Source organism: Parasutterella excrementihominis YIT 11859 (assembly GCF_000205025.1).
GTDB lineage: Bacteria > Pseudomonadota > Gammaproteobacteria > Burkholderiales > Burkholderiaceae_F > Parasutterella > Parasutterella excrementihominis.
The window spans coordinates 57,224-74,089 of record NZ_GL883707.1 but is presented as its reverse complement, the minus strand read 5'-3'; the positions used below and the strand labels follow the sequence as shown (position 1 = coordinate 74,089).

Here is a 16,866-nt window from a genome sequence, read left to right as displayed (position 1 = left end):
CTCTTCTAAAGTGTATTGCCTAATTATCTTAGTAATAAAAAATCTTCGCACCTTGATTGATAGAACTTAATAAATTAGACTACTTCCCGTAAACTTTTTACATATGTTTAAACCTATCATGAAACCCAAGAAGATTTTAAATTTTAGAAATATTACCCCCCCCCCAATTCCTCTGCTTTTGAGCCTCGTAACTCATACCCGAAATTCGGCTCTCTAGCACTTGCTGTTTTATGCGCGTTGACTTCTGTTAACGCCATATCTGCGGAAACTCAGCCGGCAATCATTACAACCGAGGCTTCTTATACCGAACCCGTACTGATCACAAGCACGACTGCGGGAAAATATAACAACGCCACGGATAGTTACCTCACCAGTATTATGGTAACAGGGACGAACGGAAAACTGACCGGTCAAAACACCTTAACCGTTAACTTATCAAATCCAGAACCACCCTCTGCCGATACTTATGATCTAATTTTGCTTGGCGTTGACGAGGGCGCAAATTTAGAGTGGAATGGAGATGTCTCCCTTTCTTCCATATCGAGCAAAGCCTACGAAGGCACATGCGCTCTAGGGGTATGGGCTTCCAGTGCCATCATTAAGGGAAATGTTGACATCAAGATGGTCGATTCTGCCGACTTTTCCGGCCAAGACAAACATCAATATGTAACCGGCATTGATCTGACAAACCCAAACGGTCAAACTTCCAACCTTTCCATTTCAGATGGCACATTAGGCATTAATGTCTCAACCACAGGAAAAGAAGGCAGTTATACGGAGAATAGTAATATTGAAACCAAAGGCCGCACAGCAGTTGGTATTAGGATGGGGGACCCGGGTTCAGCATTTAACATTGACTCTTCCTCTACTTCAATTACTGCTGACGCCGTTCGTGGAGACGTCACCGGGATAAACGCTATCAATCAGGCAAAGCTGGTCGGCAAAGGAAGCCTGACTATTACAACTTCTGGTGGAAGGAGCGCAACCGGCATTGAAATTCGCGATGGAGCTTCCGTTGAATGGACGGGAGACTTAACATCCGTATCCAACTTAAAAGCCGTAAACACTGAAGGTGCTGATAACGGAGCAGGAAACATAGGCATCTTTGACCCCGAGCAAGCACAGTTCGTTCCCAGCTCTATTACCATCTCCGGCAATATCGACTTAACGGCTAAAACAATCAGCAGTTCCGACGAAAATGAGGCTTTGGCTTATAACGTCCTCCTTGACTCTAAAGTGAACAAAGATCCGTCAAAAGTCCTAGAAGACAAGATAATCCTGGGCGGCGCTGACAAAACGGTAAAACTCTCTGCATCTATTCTGTCTTCTAAAGAAAAGGACGAAGCGAATTCTCTTTGCATTGAAAACGGAAATGTCGAGATTTTAGGTAAGTCTGTGCTTATTTCGGCTATTGCCGAAGGAGAAGGGACTGCCTATGGCGTTTACATGAATGGGGGTCAAGTGGATTTAGGCTCCTCCGGAGGTTCAGTCGACATCTCAGCAAAAGCTGATTCAGGGAACGCCAATGCTTTGCAAATCGAAGCAGGCACATTAAATCTTAACGGCGATACCACCATCTCTTCCGGCTCTATCAACAGTGTTGGATCCGGAAAAATAGTTGTTAACGGAAATCTTAATCTCAGTTCTCTAGACATCATTAACGGAAACGTTCTGACGATTAAAGGTTCAGTTACAACTACGTCAGGCAGTGTTTTCACTAACGCGGCGAGTGGCACAGCAACCACATTCGGGGAAATTCTCTATAAGGACAAACTTGATTTCCAAGACAAATCGAAACTGATCCTTACAGACGCCGAATATACTTTGGCCTACTTAAAAAATATTCAGGATTCTCTGAAAGAAGCTCCGATTGTTCAAATGACCGGCAAAATCGCGGGGAATTCCGATTTGACCATCGATGATTTGCCGACGATCGCCGGAACCATTTTGTCTAAAGCCGAATTAAAGCTCGAAGGAAATACTACGTTAACCGGAAGTGTCCTGACCAAAACTGAAGCCGGTGTCGGTTCCGTTAACCTTGGAGAGGGAAATCAGCTCACAATCGCCGCCGGCACCGATAAAAACTTCTCAATTGTCGGCGGAAACGGAGAGCTCGTCTCAGGAAAAGGTCCTGTCGCCCTCATAGTGGGAAATAGTACGACCTCAGGTTCTTTGACAATCGGAGGAGATGGCACTGAAGGCGGCACGCTCAACGGTACTTTAGAAATTAATCAAACTTCTCAGGTGCAAGTCAAAGGGAATGCAGGCGTGGCTGCTGAATTTGCCGTCGGCTCCCAGGTATCTGTCAATGATGCATCTGAACTCGTTATCACTGACGGTGCAAAACTAATTTCCGACATAGTGAAAGTTGCAAAAGACGCTACTGTCAGAGTCGGAACTAACGTCGCTCAAGGCGTTGGAATTTTCGTTGCGAAGAACCTGAACCTCTTGGGTAAGCTTGTACTAGACCCCTCCTGGACCAACGGCTCACCAGCACAGGGCGCTTACGAAAATGCCGATATCACTCAGGGCGGACAAATCACCGTAGGTCAGAATTCAACATTGATTTTAGGATCTGACGATCCGGACTTAGCCAAGACTGCAATCAACCACACCGGCATGTCGTTAGCCCAGGGAAAAATCGAGGCTGCTCTTTATCTTGCTAAACCCATTTCGTTGGGATCCGGTTCCATCATCGTAGACGGCTCTTTGACTCAGGCCGCCACTAACGCTGCACCTGGCTCCTTAGTTGTCGCCAAGAATGCACTTTTAGCTGTAGAGGTGACGGATGAAACTGCGACCGGCAAAGCTGTTGCGATTAACGACGGAACAGTAAATTTCGCCGACGGCAGTTACTTGCTGTTGACCGGACTTGAAAATCTGACAACGACCGAAGACCTTCAGGTTAAGCTTGCCAACACCGTCACCGGCACTTTGCTTGACGACCATATCTACGGCAGCAGCGGCCTTTGGTACAACTACATGCTGAAAGACGGAATCGTCACAGCCGATTACGATCCGACTGGGGCCATGACTCAGTTAGGTCTGATCGCTCCTAATACTACGCGCGAAGGCCTCCTTGCCAACAACCCCTACATGGAATCCGTTCGTCAGCTCCTTAATTCCGGAAATCTCGCCGGAGCTGCTGAAGAAATGAACCGTATCGCCATGGTGGGGGCGGCCTCCGGAACACAAATCGCAGCGTTGAACGCCTCGAACATGATTTTCGATACGATTGACGAACACGGTTCTTCCTTGGCGGCCTACTCTCACGATAAGAAGGGATTGGATCTTTGGATCGACTTAAACAGCTCCTTCAGCAAAGCCTCCAAGTATGAAGTCGCTTCTTCCAGGTTCGGCTACAAGAGCGATATGGGCGGCGTAGCGGTTGGTGCCGATTACAGCTTCGGAAATGGGCTTGCTGCAGGTATGGCATTTAGCTTCGGTAAAGGATCGATTAGAGGCCAGAACTCCGGAGCTGGTGTTAAAAACAAGATTGAATATTATGGAATTAATTTCTATGGTGTCCAGTCCAACCAATACGCCAATTTAATTGGAACAGTTGGTTATCTTCATACCAAGAATAAGATCTCCTCTACCTTCGGTGGTTCTGCCAAACCCAATGGAAATTCTTTCGTAGCTGCTTTAAAAGCTGAAAAACCTCTGGCTGTCGCAAACCAATTTACGATCACACCGCATGTAGGTCTGAGATACACTTATTCCATATCGACAGTTTCAAGTCAAATGGCTTCAAATACACCAACAGGAAGGTTAACCTTGTTCAGTTGCCTGTCGGCGTCGCATTTAACGCCGAAGTTAAGGCGCCGTGCGGGGCAACTGTCAAACCGTTTGTTGATGTTTCAGTTGTTCCTGCTCTTGGCCACAGAAAAGTCAAAAACTCTTTCGGCTTGGCTGACGGCACCGCAACCGACAAACTTGAAACTCGTATCGCCAACAATGCACTTTTCCAAGGAAAAGTTGGTGTTGAGAGTGCCTATAAGAACCATAGCTTTAGCCTTAATTATGGGCTAGGCGCAGGTAACAAGGGCCGTGTCGATCAAGCTCTTCAGGCTAGATATAGATATAGCTTCTAATCACTGGTGATATAGAGGAGCCCCTAAATTTACCGAGGCTCCTCCCAGCGTGAAGTTCTTGACATTCTTCAAAATCAGTTTGGGGTAATACTCTTCTGGAGCCGTAGTTCCAACTACGACTCCTCCCCCTCCTCTGAGCCGAGTTTCTTCATAGTATTTGAAGAAACCGATTGCAAATTATTTTTTTTCAAGCTCAGTGCCAGATTTTCCTGGCTATTTATCAGAATTATTAGTAAAAGTCCTCACGAGGATTTATCACATTTGTGCCAAACTTCTCCTTATGCGCAAATGGGTCTTTCTATGCTTACTCTTCCTCCCGTTCCTCAGTTTAGCTGCAGAACGAGAAATTCGTATCGGATTAATTGACACATTCGATCAGGACTTTTATCTCGAGACTTTTGTCCCGACGATTGAGCACATTCAAAAAACGCTCAAGGACTACAAGATCACTGTTATCGAGCTGCAGCAGCACAACCTCCTTGCTAACGTTGTTAAGGAAAGGCCGGACTTCCTTGTCTCTTCTGCCGGCAACTTTGTCACACTGATCTCTAAACTAGGAGCTCAGCAGATCGCGACAGTCAGCCGTAACCACGCTTATAGCCCTAAAGAGGCTGTCTCCTCGGTCTTTATCGTTCGAAATGACCGAAAAGATCTTCAAAAAATTACTGACTTGAAGGGCCGAGTGCTTTCAGCTACCGAGCCTCATGACTTTGACGGCATGCTTGTTGGAATGGGAGAGATCGCGGCAAGAGGCTTTGACCCGGATACTTTTTTCTCTAAAACGCTCTTCTCTCATTATCAATATCCAGACGTGGCGACATATGTCAAGGTCGGAGCTGCCGATGTAGGAATTCTGGGAACCTGTCAATACGAAAAGCTTCTTACAACCGGACAAATCCAGCCCGGTGAGTTTAGAGTTTTAGAGGCTAAGAATAATACGGAAGCATGTATTCGTTCCACGGAACGCTATCCTGATACGGTTTTTTATGCTCTTGATACAGCTCCCATCGATGAGGTAAAAGCGGTATCCCTTTCTCTGCTTTCGATGCCGAAGGGTGAATTTGACTTCGAATGGGTTCCGGCCAGTGGCTTCTTGAAGGTCTACGACCTAATGAAATCGCTAAAACTCGGCCCTTATGAGCATTTGCGAGAAACAACTGTTAAGGACTTCATCCTTTCTCATCAGAAAGAACTTCTCTTAGCTGCATTGCTTCTTTGCGCGATATTGGTCCATGTAGTTCGAGTCAATTGGCTCGTAAATCGCCGTACGGAAGAGTTAAAGTTTGCTTTAGCCGTCCAGCGAGCGACAGAACGAAAGGCTCGGGAAAACCGCCAAAAACTAGACCTTCTCGAAAAAAGCCGCGTGATCTCCCAAATGAGCTCGATTTTTGCCCACGAAGTCAAACAACCGATCACAAACCTGATTTACTACGCCAGCGCGCTTTCCCTGCTTCTGCAGCAGCTTGGGGTAAAAGACGACAGAGTGGAATACGCCTTAAAACAGATGAACAGCCAGGCTAAAAGAACGAGTGACATTGTGGAACACGTTCGTTCATATGCTAAACACAAGGCCAATCGATCGGAAGTTTTTAATTTAGTGGAAGTCATTCGACGCGCGATCAACAGTATTAACAAAGAGGAAATAGAAGGCGTCCAAACCACGGCAAACTTACCGCAAGAAGCAATTGCCGTCGGCGACTCTTTTGAAATCGAACTTGCTGTTCTGAATGTTCTAAAAAATGCACTAAAAGCTGCAAAAAACAGCCTGAATCCTCAAACCTCTGTTTCTGTGACTGCTCAAAAGCACATGTGGAAAATAACGATAACGGATAATGGTCCCAAGATTTCGGAAGAAATTTTTTCCGCATTGGGACGGCCGACTTCAACAAGTAAAAAAGACGGCCTCGGTGTCGGCCTTTCCATCGTACTAAGTATTATCGAAAATAACGGCGGTCATCTGACGTTCCGACGGATCGAACCAAACGGAATCGCTGTGGACTTGTTCGTAAAGAAAAAGGAAGAATAAGAAATGTCTAATCAAATGCTCAGTCCTGTCGTTCGAATCGTTGATGATGACGCCTCAGTTTGTGAATCCCAATCGTTTTTTCTTCAGTTGGCAGGATTTAGAACTCGATCTTTCTCAAGCGCCGAAGACTTTTTAAGGGATGATGATGCAGAGGCCCCCGGCTGTATCATTCTTGACGTTCGCATGGGCGGAATGACGGGTATAGAACTTCAGCAGGAATTAAATCGACGCGGCTCTGATCTTCCGATTATCTTTTTATCAGCCCATGGTGATATCGAAATGGCGATGAGCTGCGTTGAAGCCGGCGCTTTTAATTTTTTGGTTAAACCGCCTGAACCGGAAAAACTCCAGTCTCTCGTCACTAAGGCAGTTGAAAAGAACCGCATGGAGCGCCGTCAAAAAGCTCATGCCTTAAACCTCAAGAGACTCTTTGACACCTTGACCACTGCTGAAAAGAACATCTCTTATCAGCTGGCTAAAGGCTTAAGCAATCCTCAAATCGCCAAACTCTTAGGAATTTCGGAACGTACCGTTCAAACCCACAGAGCCAGGGTCTACGGCAAGCTCGATATAGAGAATCCAGTAGAACTTAATGATTTCTTGCACGAGATGGAAGAAGCATGATCAGAAGACGTGAAATCCTTGCCCTTCCTTTGCTGGGAGTAGTCCCGAGAGCCATTGCTCAGAATTTTCACTGCGGAATTCTGGTCGTCGGCGCAGGCGGTGCCGGATTGGCGGCGGCGTTAGAGGCTTCAGCCTATTCGGATTCCGTTGTCTTAATCGAAAAAGAATCTTTTATAGGCGGAGATACACTTTACTCAGGCGGATTTTTCAACGCCCCCAACACGGAGTTCCAAAATCGTAAAGGCATCAAAGACAGCGAAGAATTTTATCTGCAGCAAATTACACGGTCCGCTAACGGCCGAGGCAATCCAAAAGTCCAGACGAAGTTGGCAAAGGAAGCTGCTAACACTTTAAATTGGCTGAGAAAAAACGGCGTCACTTTCGGAGATGAAATTTATCAAATTTACGGCTCCGGTTACCGCCGTAGTCATAAGCCTGTCACTGCGCTCGGTTCTTCCTATGTTCAGAATTTAGCAGCAGCTTGTCTTAAAAACGGAGTCTCCATTCGAACTTCCACTCGACTGGAATCTTTTGAAGTCCTCCCAAATCAAAGGGGATTTCGCGTCACCATCTCTTCAAAGGGAGTAAGTTCAGTGATTACCTCACGAGCTTTAATCCTATGTGCCGGAGGTTTTGCAAACAATCCTGAGCTTATTCGTCGATATGTTCCGAATCTAAATTTCAAGTATTCCGATTCACGCGGAACAGGAGAAGTTCTCCAGAGGGCAATTGAAGCCGGCGTTCAGGTAGAAAACATGGATGCAGTTGAATGTATTCCTGAGGGCTCCATTCTCAGTAAATACTCGGCCAGACTGTATGCAATGGCACCCGGAACTGTCTTTATTAATGAGGATGGTGAACGCTTTGTCGATGAAGCCGCAACACGCAAAACCATCTCCGAAGCTTTGATCAAGCAAGGTGCAAAACGCTGTTGGACAATCGTTGATATCCGGAGCGTTAAAAGACTGGACAAAAGCCAGCAGAAAAATCTCTATCGAGCTTACTTCGCCGGTCAGGTTTGGAAGAACGATACGTTAGAAGCGTTATGCAAAGACATTAACGTTCCTTTCGAGAAGGTCAAGGTTTCTTTTGAACAAGTCGATCCGAGACATCGCCCGAGCGTTGCACCTTTTTGGGCGGTTCGCATGTATCCGTGGATTCATTACACCTTAGGTGGAATCTCTATCAACGAGCAGGCAGAATGTCTAAATAAATTCGGAATTCCTATCCCCGGCCTATATGCCGCAGGACAAATTACCGGCAGTGTTCATGGTGAAAACAGACTTGGCGGAAACGGCCTTACTGATGCGTTTACATTTGGACGCATCGCCGGCAAAAACGCAGCAAGATGGATTAAGGAGAACTGAGAAGAAATCGCTTTTTCTCCCAAACCTCCCTTCTCTCAGCAACAAGGCTTCCGAAATTTAGAAATTGTCAAGAGACAATTAGCCGACGCTTTCTGTTTATCGGATATTTAACCTTGGCACTGAAACGAATCTTCGCTTCATTTCCAAGGAGAAATAATTTTATGCAAACATCTCGTCGTTCTATCCTCAAAGGCAGCATCCTCGCCTCCTTAGCCGGCACAATGGGTGCTACTGCTATGGGCGCTTCTGCTGCAGAAAAACAGGCTGCCCTTCCGAAGAAGGAATATGACCTAGTCATCTGCGGTTTAGGTATCGGTGGTATCGTCACCGCCATCCGCGCAGCTCAGGACGGCTTGAAACCGGTTATTCTCGAAAAGATGAGTTCTGCTTCGGGTAACACCATTTACTCTGCAGGCTTCATGCTTGGCGTCAACACCAAGATGCAGCAGGAAAAGAAGCTTGAAACCGGCGACACCGTAGATAAATTCTACGAAGACATGATGAAGGTTTCTCAAGGCCGAGGGGATCCCAAACTCACACGCCTTGTTGCTGAAAAAGCAGACGAGACACTGAACTGGCTGCATGACTACGTCGGCGTTAAATATGCCGTCGGCATGAAGCTTGTTTGGCCGATGCTCCAGCGTGCTCACCTCACCATCGGAGAAAAGAAGCCCGGCGGTACACAGCTGATGCTCTATTTACTGGCCAAAGCCAAAGAACTTAATGTTCCTATCGTCTACAACGCCAAAGCGGTCGAACTGCTCGACAACCCTCAAAACGGTAAAGTTATCGGAGTTAAAGTTAAGAGCAAAGAGGGGTTCGAAGAATACTTCGGCAAATACGGCGTCGTCATGGCTACCGGCGGTTTCTCCGCCAACAAGATGATGCTGACAATGATGGCAGGCGTTCCTGCCGCCAACATGCCGGTTCGCGGTTCCCACTCTGTTACCGGCGAAAGCATTCTTTTAACCGGCCCATATTTCCCGAAAGTTGTTAACGTTGACCAATACCACTGCGGACCGATCCACGGACCTACAGGCGCTAACCCGCTGAACATCGTTAACACCGGTATTGCCGTTTCTAAGGAAACAAAGCGCTACACCGATGAAGGCAAGACCTATGTCCAGATGTCTCGTGACACAGCCGCATTGACTCGTGACAACTGGGGCTACATGATTGTTGACGAAGATACGCACAATCTTCCGATGCTGAAGAATGACTGGTTCTCTTATTCTTCTCATAAGGCGCCTGTCTATAAGGCCGATACGATCGAAGGTTTAGCTAAGGAAGCCGGACTGAATCCTGTTGAGCTGAAGAAAGTTGTCGACGAATACAATGCCGCTCTGAAAGCCGGCAAGCTCGGCGAACTGACACCTCCCAACACTCACAAGAATCCGCGTCCGATCCTTAAGGCTCCCTTCTATGCCGTTCCGTTCCAGGGCGGTATGACAGCTACCTTCGGCGGTCCGCTCATCAATACGAACGGTCAGGTTCTTGACACGGAAGGACGTCCGGTTCCGGGTCTCTTCGCAGTCGGCAACGCAGCAGGCGGTTTGTTCTATGACAACTACGTCGGCGGCGCTCAGCTGACATCTGCTTCCGTTATCGGCCGTCAGATCGCCGACTACGTCAAGACATTGGCGAAGTAACACGATTTTTAAGCCGACCTTTTAGGTCGGCACCTCAAACCACTGTAAACCGTCTTCTAATCTCTCAGAAGACGGTTTCATTTTCCATCAAAGAGAAAGGCAGTACCTCAACCATCCAAAATCAATAAGTTACTTAAAAGTTAAATTCTCAATGCTTGAGGAAAAGAAGAAAAGAGCCGAGTTTTTAGGCTCAGCTCTCAAAATCTCAATAAACGGCAGTCAAATTTCCCTGACGACCTCTGAAATTAGTCTTGTTTTTTCTGTGCCGCTTTCTTCTGGTCTCCGGCCAACACAAAAGTAATTTCATCAGGTTTGATGTATTTACGCAGTGCAGCATTGACATCAGCCGTCGTCAGCTTGGAGATGGCTTCCGCCTGTTTCTTACTGAATACCCATGTACGTTGATTTTCCATCTTGTCGTTCCAGGAGCGGGCAACCACATCGTCCTGAGAACGAGCGACCTGCATTGCCTGCAGCAGACCTTTCTTGGCTTCCTCTACCTCTTGATCTGTAAAGCCGTCTTTAATCGCTTTAGCAATCACGTCGCGGGCACTGGCTTCTGCCTGAAGCATGTTCTGAGGAGCCACAATCGCACGGAAAACAAAGCTACCGTTATCGCCCTTCGCAGGAATACGAACGTGAGAACCGGCGCCGTATGAAAGGCCTTCTTTCTGGCGAAGTCTTTCAATCAAACGGTTGGAAAGACCTGTGCCGCCGCCCAGAATCCAGTTGGCAACGGTAAGTGCCGGAGCATCCGGAGCTGTGTCGTTGATCGGGAACACAGAACGAGCAACGATAATTGCGTTTTCCTTGTCAGGAGTATCAATAACGACGCGAGTGGCTTTAACGGGACGATATTCCGTTACGACCGGAGCGTAATGAGCCTTAGAAACGTACTTGGCGTAATCATCACGAATGATCTTTTCCACTGTCTTCGGATCGAAATCGCCGACAATCGAAATCTCACCGCGAGACGTACCACCGAATTCTTTATAGAAAGCTCTGACTTGGTCAACTGTAAGCTTATTCAGCTGTTCCAGCGACTCATCTAAAGAGTATTCGTAGCGAGGATCGCCCTTCGGATAAGTATTGAAGTGCTGCGTAATAGCGTTCTGAGCGAGCGCATCAGGTTTATCACGCATGCTTTCGATCATGACCTGCATCTGCTTCTTAAACTGATCAAATTCATCCTGCGGCATGATCGAGTTGTGCATGGCATCAAACACAAGCTCAAGAGCGGCCGGAAGATTCTTTCTCGTAGTCGTGAAGTTCGTAATGGAACCGGCCATCTTCAGCTCGGTCATACGATCTTCAATTTCAGAGCGAGTCATCGTCTTTGTTCCGCGAGTCAGCATCGCAGCAGCAACAGGCTGAAGATTAGCCTTACCAAAAAGATTCTTCTCGTCGCCGGACTTGAACTTCATGCAAACGGTCACGGTTTCACCGCGTGTCTGTTTGGGCAGCAAAGCAATATTCAAATCGCCGATATCAATACGCTGTGTCCTCTTGTCGAGGTTATCGAACGAAGAGTCGAAAGCCTCAATCTTTTGAGCAGTTCCCTGCGGCTTGTAATTAGCCAGCAGTTCATCCGCGCTCGGAGCTTTTGTGATCTCTGCGCGCTGAGGATTGTCATCGGGAATGAAGAGTCCGACAACTCGGTTGTCACGCACGAAATATTTGTCTGCTGCACTGTCAGCCTGCTGAGCAGTGACGTCTTTAGTCTTATCGCGGCCGTAGAAGAAAAGTCTCCAGTCGCCCAGCGCAATGTACTCTGATAAGCCGACACCAAATCCTTCCGGATCGGCAAAGGCGCGTTCGTACATGGTTTCCATCTGAGCCTTGGTTCTGTTTAACTCTTTAGAAGTCATCGGCTTCTGCTTTAAAGAGCCTTCAATCGTTTCGATAAGCTTATCTTTAACTTTCTCAAGCGATTCGCCTTTCTTAACGGAGGCACCGAAGATCACAAAGCCGGGCTCCTTAGCGCCGACGGCGTAACCGAAAACATTTGCTGCTAGTCCGGTTTTTACTAAGGCTTCGTACAGACGGCCGTTAGGAGAATCGGCCAACACTTCAGTTGCAACTTCCACGCCTAAAGCATCCGGATGTAAAGCGCTCGGGATGCGGTAGCCGACAGCAACCATCTGAGTTTCGCCTTTGCGGCGGATCTCAAACACGCGTTCACCGTCCGCTGTCGGTTCCACTGTCCATTCAGCTGGAAGCGCTTCTTTCGGGTTCTGGATTAAAGAGAAATCTTTAACGATCCATTCCAGCGTTTTCTGGACATCGAACTTACCGCTGACTGTTAAGACAGCGTTGTCCGGGCGGTAATACCGGTGATAAAAAGCCTGAAGGTTTTCGATACGAACATGTTCGATATCGCTTCTGTTGCCGATGGTGCTCTTGCCGTAGTTGTGCCAGTCGTACATCATGGACTGCATACGCTTCATCAACACGCTGGAAGGACGATTCTCGCCCATCTCGTATTCGTTGCGCACAACGCTCATTTCGCTGTCTAAGTCTTTTTTAGCGATAAAGGAGTTGCGCATAGCGTCAGCACTCCAAGCTAAAGCGAACTTGAGGTTGTCTTCTGTAGCAGTAAAGGAGACAAAGTAATTAGTACGGTCGAGCCAAGTGGAACCGTTCATGCGGAAACCGCGGTTCGTGAATTCTTTGGTCGGATTCGGGAAGTTTTTGCTTCCTTTAAAAATCAGATGCTCGAGCAAATGAGCCATGCCGGTTTCGCCGTAGTTTTCCTGACGAGAACCGACCTGATAAGTCATGTTAACGGTCGCCGTATCTTTAGAGGCATCCGGGAAAAGAACTACGCGTAATCCGTTGGTAAGACGATATTCTGTCACGCCTTCAATACTCGGCCCTTGGGTCACACCGGCCGGAAGTGCAGTACCGGCTTGAGAGACGCTGACCGGTGCTTTTGTTTCTTCTGCTTGTGTATTCATCATAGTAAAGGCTGAAGCGACGCAAGCCGCGACAGCAAGTTTTTTCGCAATTTTCATAGATACGAATATTCTGTTTTAACGAATTGTTTGCTAAGGATAATCCGCTTGTCTTAAGACAACGTTCAATCGGCCCCCGGATAGCGACAAAACGATGCCTAATTTGTAAGAGTTTTTGAACGAAAATGAGAAATATTCTTCTTATCAGTACAAAAGAAACAGTCGGGGAGTCTTAGAAAGTAATTTAGGCCGAAAACCCCTACGGATCTTCGGCCTAATCATTTAAGGAAAGGAAACGTTGTTACTTCTCGCTGTTCTTGTACTGCTGGTCCGTGACCGGTTCCATCCATGTCACGTTCTTGCCTTGAGGATCGTACCCGGTAACCGTCATTTGAACCATTCTCTTGTCGGGAGCTGCGCCATGGAAATGTTTGATGCCTTTCGGACATACAACCACATCGCCTTTTTTCAGGACGCTCACTGGTTTTCCATAGACGCCCGAACGGCCTTCTCCTTCAACAATGATCAGAACCTGTCCGATCGGGTGTGTGTGCCAGAAAGATCTGGCGCCTGGTTCAAAAATTACATATGCACTGGATACCGGCATCCCGGGAACAGATTCAGACAGAGGGACGATCTTGACTTCACCGGTAAATATCTTGTCGCTTCCTTTAATGCTCTGGATGGCATCGCCCCGTTTTACCAGCTGATCACCGGCAGGATTTTGTTCGTCTACTGCAACAGCAGATTCCATAACCAACAGAGAGGAAAGAAGAGCAGAAATGAGTTTCAACACGATGGTCACCTATATTCAATCTATTGATAGGAAGCTTCTGAGAAAACTTGCTTTGATAGCTCAATAGTAGAAAACAGGATTATTCATGTCTAATATAAATTTAATATAACTTTTTATTAAATTTATGCATATATACACTCGACTTCAAGCCCAAAGTCTAGTCTGATTGTAAGAACATCAGAATCCACAAGAAAAGTTGGTTTGTAGAAATCGAAAATTCTCGCTCCGGCTAAGTTTGCATTTTCGGATTGAAAGATCCTCCATCGACACTTTCTTCCGTCAAAGGTTCCTCCCCCACATTTGCGATTCTTTTCTTTCTAATTTCAAAAAATTCAAGAGGTTGTTAGAGCTTTCCCGAGTGTGATTTTGAATTACCCGCACTCGCAAAATTGAGTAGAATGAGGCGGTTAACTCAGGCGAAGAAAACGGTTAAGAGCAGTTATCTAAGCAGTCTTCCTCGCATTTTTTGGATAAATTAAATTTAATTATGAAAAAACTTCTTCTCGCAACAGCCCTGGCAGCCCTTGCCGCTCCCGTCTTCGCTCAGACTGCCTTCACCGTTAACGGTCAGACAGTTTCCGTGGCAGATCAGCAAGAACTCATGAAAGTTCTTGCTGACCGCGGAGTCAAAGACCAGAAACAGCAGCTCGAAGCTGCCCGCAGCATCCTCGCTCAGGAAAAACTCATTGAAGAAGCGGCTAAAAAAGCCAATATCGCCCAGGATCCTGCCGTCAAAGCGCTGATTGCAGAACGTCAGACAGAAATTTACTCCGCTGAATTAGTTCGCAAAAATGCTGCTGCCCACCCGCTGACCGATGCGGACCTCAAGAAAACTTACGAAGAAGTTAAAAAACAGTACGATCCGAACGAAATCAAAGTTCGTCACATCCTTGTTAAAACAGAACAAGAAGCCAAAGACATCATCAAGTCTTTGAACGCCGGCGGTGACTTTGCAACGATCGCCAAAGAAAAATCTTTGGATCAGGGTACAGCAGCTCAGGGCGGAGAAATCCCGTTCACCAACATCCGCAGAATCGCTATCCCCGGATTTGCAGAAACTGCAATGGCTCTGAACAAAGGTGCTCTTCTTCCCGTTCCTTTCCACAGCGCACTCGGCTACCACGTTATCCAGCTTCAGGACAAGCGTGAAGTTCCTCTGCCCTCTTTCGATGCTCTGAAACCTCAGATTCAGAATCTTGCTGCACAGCGTCAGGCTCAGCAGTACATGGCTGATCTGATGAAGAACGCTAAGATCGCTGAAGCCGCTCCGGCTAAGAAAAAATCCTCTAAGTAATTTCCATTGATACTTAGGAAAGGTCGCTTCGGCGGCCTTTTTTGCCAATTGAAAATGAAAATCTCTAAAGTCGGCTAATAGCGGGGAGAGTAAATAAGATTATCCCTGTAAATTAGGGATGAAACCAGCTGTTCTTAAGAGTCGCGTAATGATATACCTCTATTTAACAAAAAACGGATTTTTAAGTAGAATTCATTGAATTTGAAAGTTTCATTACCTGAAACGATTTTGTTGTTGGAAAAAAGAGTGTGAAGTTCCTTTACGACCTTTTGCCGGTGATTTTGTTCTTCGGCACATTTAAAGTTGCTCAGACAAATCCGGACTCTGCGGCTGCGCTTTGCAACCAATGGCTGGGAAGCGGCTTTCAAGCCGACCAGGCCCCGGTTATTTGTGCCACGGCTGCTGCGATAATCGTGTCGCTTCTTCAGATCGGCGTGAAATTTGTACGCCGTGAGAAGATTGATCCGATGCTGTGGATTTCTGTTGCCGTCATCTTAGTCTTCGGCTCTCTGACAATCTGGCTTCACGATGAAATGTTCATCAAATGGAAACCCACGATCCTTTACTGGATCTTTGGCGGAATCCTTTTGGGCGGTTCTTTCATGCATAAGAACTTCCTTAAGTCGCTTCTCGGTAATAAAGTTTCTCTTCCGGAACCTGCATGGAATATTCTCCTTCGCGGTTGGATCGGTTTTTTTGCCGTTACCGGTGTTCTTAATCTTATAGTTGCCTACACATGCTCCACCGACGTGTGGGTGAATTTCAAACTGTTCGGGCTGATGGGACTGACGCTCCTCTTTACCCTAGGCGTCGGCTTTTATATTTCCCGATTTATCCCTGAATCTGATTCGGAAGGAAAATAAAGATGAGTCACACTCCCACATTAGAAAGAATCAGCCAAGCGCTTGAGCCGATTTTCCCAATCGAGCTTCGCTTTACTGATTACACAAGACCTGAAGCCGGCAGAGCTCCTGCTGCAGGCTCCCTCTACCACCTCTTTGTCATTTCCAGACGTTTTGAAGGTCTGCCGAAAATTGACCGACACCGAATCGTTTACGAATACTTGAAACCTTTTATCGGTCACGGTATTCACAACATCAATATGACATTGCTGGCGCCGAGCGAATCTCGCCACTAATATTTTTATTTGAGGCTGCAGGTGCTTAAGTCCTTTGTGCTCGCCGCTGCGCTTGCCGGCGTCCTTCCTGCAGCCGTTGCTCAAACTGCCTTTACGGTTAACGGACAATTTGTTTCCGTAGAAGAACAAAAGCAGTTAATGGACTTCCTGAGAGCCAACGGCGTAACCAATGAAAAGCAGCTTAAAAACGCAGCCCGAAGCATTCTTCTCGAACAAAAAATCATCGAACAAGCTGCCAGAAATGAAGGTCTTCTAGAAGATCCTCGAGTTCGTGTTTTGATTTCGGAAAAACAGGCTCAGCTTTACGGATCGATTCTGAGCCGCAGATATGCTTCTGAGCATCCGATCACGGAAGAACAGGTTCGGAATCGTTACGACTCACTTCTCTCTAGCTACGATCCACACGAAATCAAATTTCGACATATCTTGGTAAAGACACCGGAAGAAGCTAGAGAAATTATTCAATCTCTCAAGGTAGGTTCCGATTTTGGTTCTCTCGCTAAAGAGAGATCTTTGGACCAAAGTACCTCTCAAAACGGCGGACAGATTCCTTTTACGAATATTCGTAATGTCTTGGTTCCGGGCCTCGCCGAAGCCATCCTCGCTCTTCAGCCGGGCGACCTTCTGCCGGTTCCTTTCAAAAGCAAGCTCGGATATCACGTGGTGCTTCTCGAAGAAAAACGTGAGGTCCCCTTTCCTTCTTATGAAGAAGTTAAGCCAAAAGTGCTTTCAGAACTTGAAAGACTTCAGACAACAGAGTTCTTGAACGACCTTCAGAAAGATGCAAAAATTCTCAAAGTTTCGGACAGCTCTGTCGACTAGACTGCACTGCAATTTTCCTTCTAATCATCTTCTAAAAGTAACATCCGCTTTCTTTTGGATCCTCCGCAACCTCTAATCGTACCTAGCCACTTCGTTCAGGCT

11 protein-coding genes and 1 pseudogene are annotated in these 16,866 nt (G+C 46.8%); 10 read left to right on the top strand and 2 right to left on the bottom strand.

The genetic code is table 11. The features are described from left to right. Positions 1–378: 378 nt before the first annotated feature. The 6 genes and pseudogenes from HMPREF9439_RS06230 to HMPREF9439_RS06210 all read left to right on the top strand — a co-directional run. Positions 379–3,708: pseudogene (locus HMPREF9439_RS06230) on the top strand (autotransporter outer membrane beta-barrel domain-containing protein); the annotation flags it as partial. Between the two features lie 77 nt (positions 3,709–3,785). Next, the gene (locus HMPREF9439_RS13635) at positions 3,786–4,094 is read left to right on the top strand and encodes an autotransporter outer membrane beta-barrel domain-containing protein (RefSeq protein WP_425311396.1); all 309 of its coding nucleotides are present in this window, start codon (positions 3,786–3,788) and stop codon (positions 4,092–4,094) included. Positions 4,095–4,374: 280 nt separating this feature from the next. Continuing rightward, positions 4,375–6,120 (top strand): sensor histidine kinase, encoded by a 1,746-nt coding sequence (locus HMPREF9439_RS06225; protein ID WP_008864176.1) that lies wholly within the window; start codon positions 4,375–4,377, stop codon positions 6,118–6,120. Between the two features lie 3 nt (positions 6,121–6,123). Continuing rightward, on the top strand, positions 6,124–6,744 hold the full coding sequence (locus HMPREF9439_RS06220; protein ID WP_008811395.1) for a response regulator transcription factor: 621 nt from the start codon (positions 6,124–6,126) through the stop codon (positions 6,742–6,744). Beyond that, positions 6,741–8,111, top strand: a complete 1,371-nt coding sequence (locus HMPREF9439_RS06215; protein WP_008864175.1) for an FAD-dependent oxidoreductase — start codon at positions 6,741–6,743, stop codon at positions 8,109–8,111. Before HMPREF9439_RS06220 ends, HMPREF9439_RS06215 begins: the two co-directional genes overlap by 4 nt. Positions 8,112–8,272: 161 nt before the next feature. Beyond that, the gene (locus HMPREF9439_RS06210) at positions 8,273–9,760 is read left to right on the top strand and encodes an FAD-dependent oxidoreductase (protein ID WP_008864174.1); all 1,488 of its coding nucleotides are present in this window, start codon (positions 8,273–8,275) and stop codon (positions 9,758–9,760) included. A 245-nt stretch (positions 9,761–10,005) separates the two neighbouring features. Here the strand turns inward: HMPREF9439_RS06210 and HMPREF9439_RS06205 are convergent, their stop codons facing one another. Next, a complete protein-coding gene (locus HMPREF9439_RS06205; protein WP_008864173.1) occupies positions 10,006–12,774 on the bottom strand; it encodes a M16 family metallopeptidase in 2,769 nt (922 codons plus the stop codon). A gap of 241 nt (positions 12,775–13,015) precedes the next feature. Next, on the bottom strand, positions 13,016–13,510 hold the full coding sequence (locus HMPREF9439_RS06200) for a cupin domain-containing protein (RefSeq protein WP_021867691.1): 495 nt from the start codon (positions 13,508–13,510) through the stop codon (positions 13,016–13,018). Positions 13,511–13,997: 487 nt separating this feature from the next. Between HMPREF9439_RS06200 and HMPREF9439_RS06195 the strand changes: the two genes are divergently transcribed. The 4 genes from HMPREF9439_RS06195 to HMPREF9439_RS06180 all read left to right on the top strand — a co-directional run bounded on the left by HMPREF9439_RS06195 (position 13,998) and on the right by HMPREF9439_RS06180 (position 16,764). Continuing rightward, positions 13,998–14,804, top strand: coding sequence for a peptidylprolyl isomerase (locus HMPREF9439_RS06195; protein WP_008864171.1), 807 nt, complete (start codon positions 13,998–14,000; stop codon positions 14,802–14,804). A 248-nt stretch (positions 14,805–15,052) separates the two neighbouring features. Continuing rightward, a complete protein-coding gene (locus tag HMPREF9439_RS06190) occupies positions 15,053–15,667 on the top strand; it encodes a septation protein A (RefSeq protein WP_008864170.1) in 615 nt (204 codons plus the stop codon). 2 nt (positions 15,668–15,669) lie between these two features. Beyond that, positions 15,670–15,942, top strand: a complete 273-nt coding sequence (locus HMPREF9439_RS06185; protein ID WP_008811402.1) for a BolA family protein — start codon at positions 15,670–15,672, stop codon at positions 15,940–15,942. Positions 15,943–15,963: 21 nt separating this feature from the next. Then, positions 15,964–16,764: a peptidylprolyl isomerase gene (locus HMPREF9439_RS06180; protein ID WP_244862406.1), complete on the top strand. Its 801-nt coding sequence runs from the start codon at positions 15,964–15,966 to the stop codon at positions 16,762–16,764. The last annotated feature ends 102 nt before the right edge of the window (positions 16,765–16,866 follow it).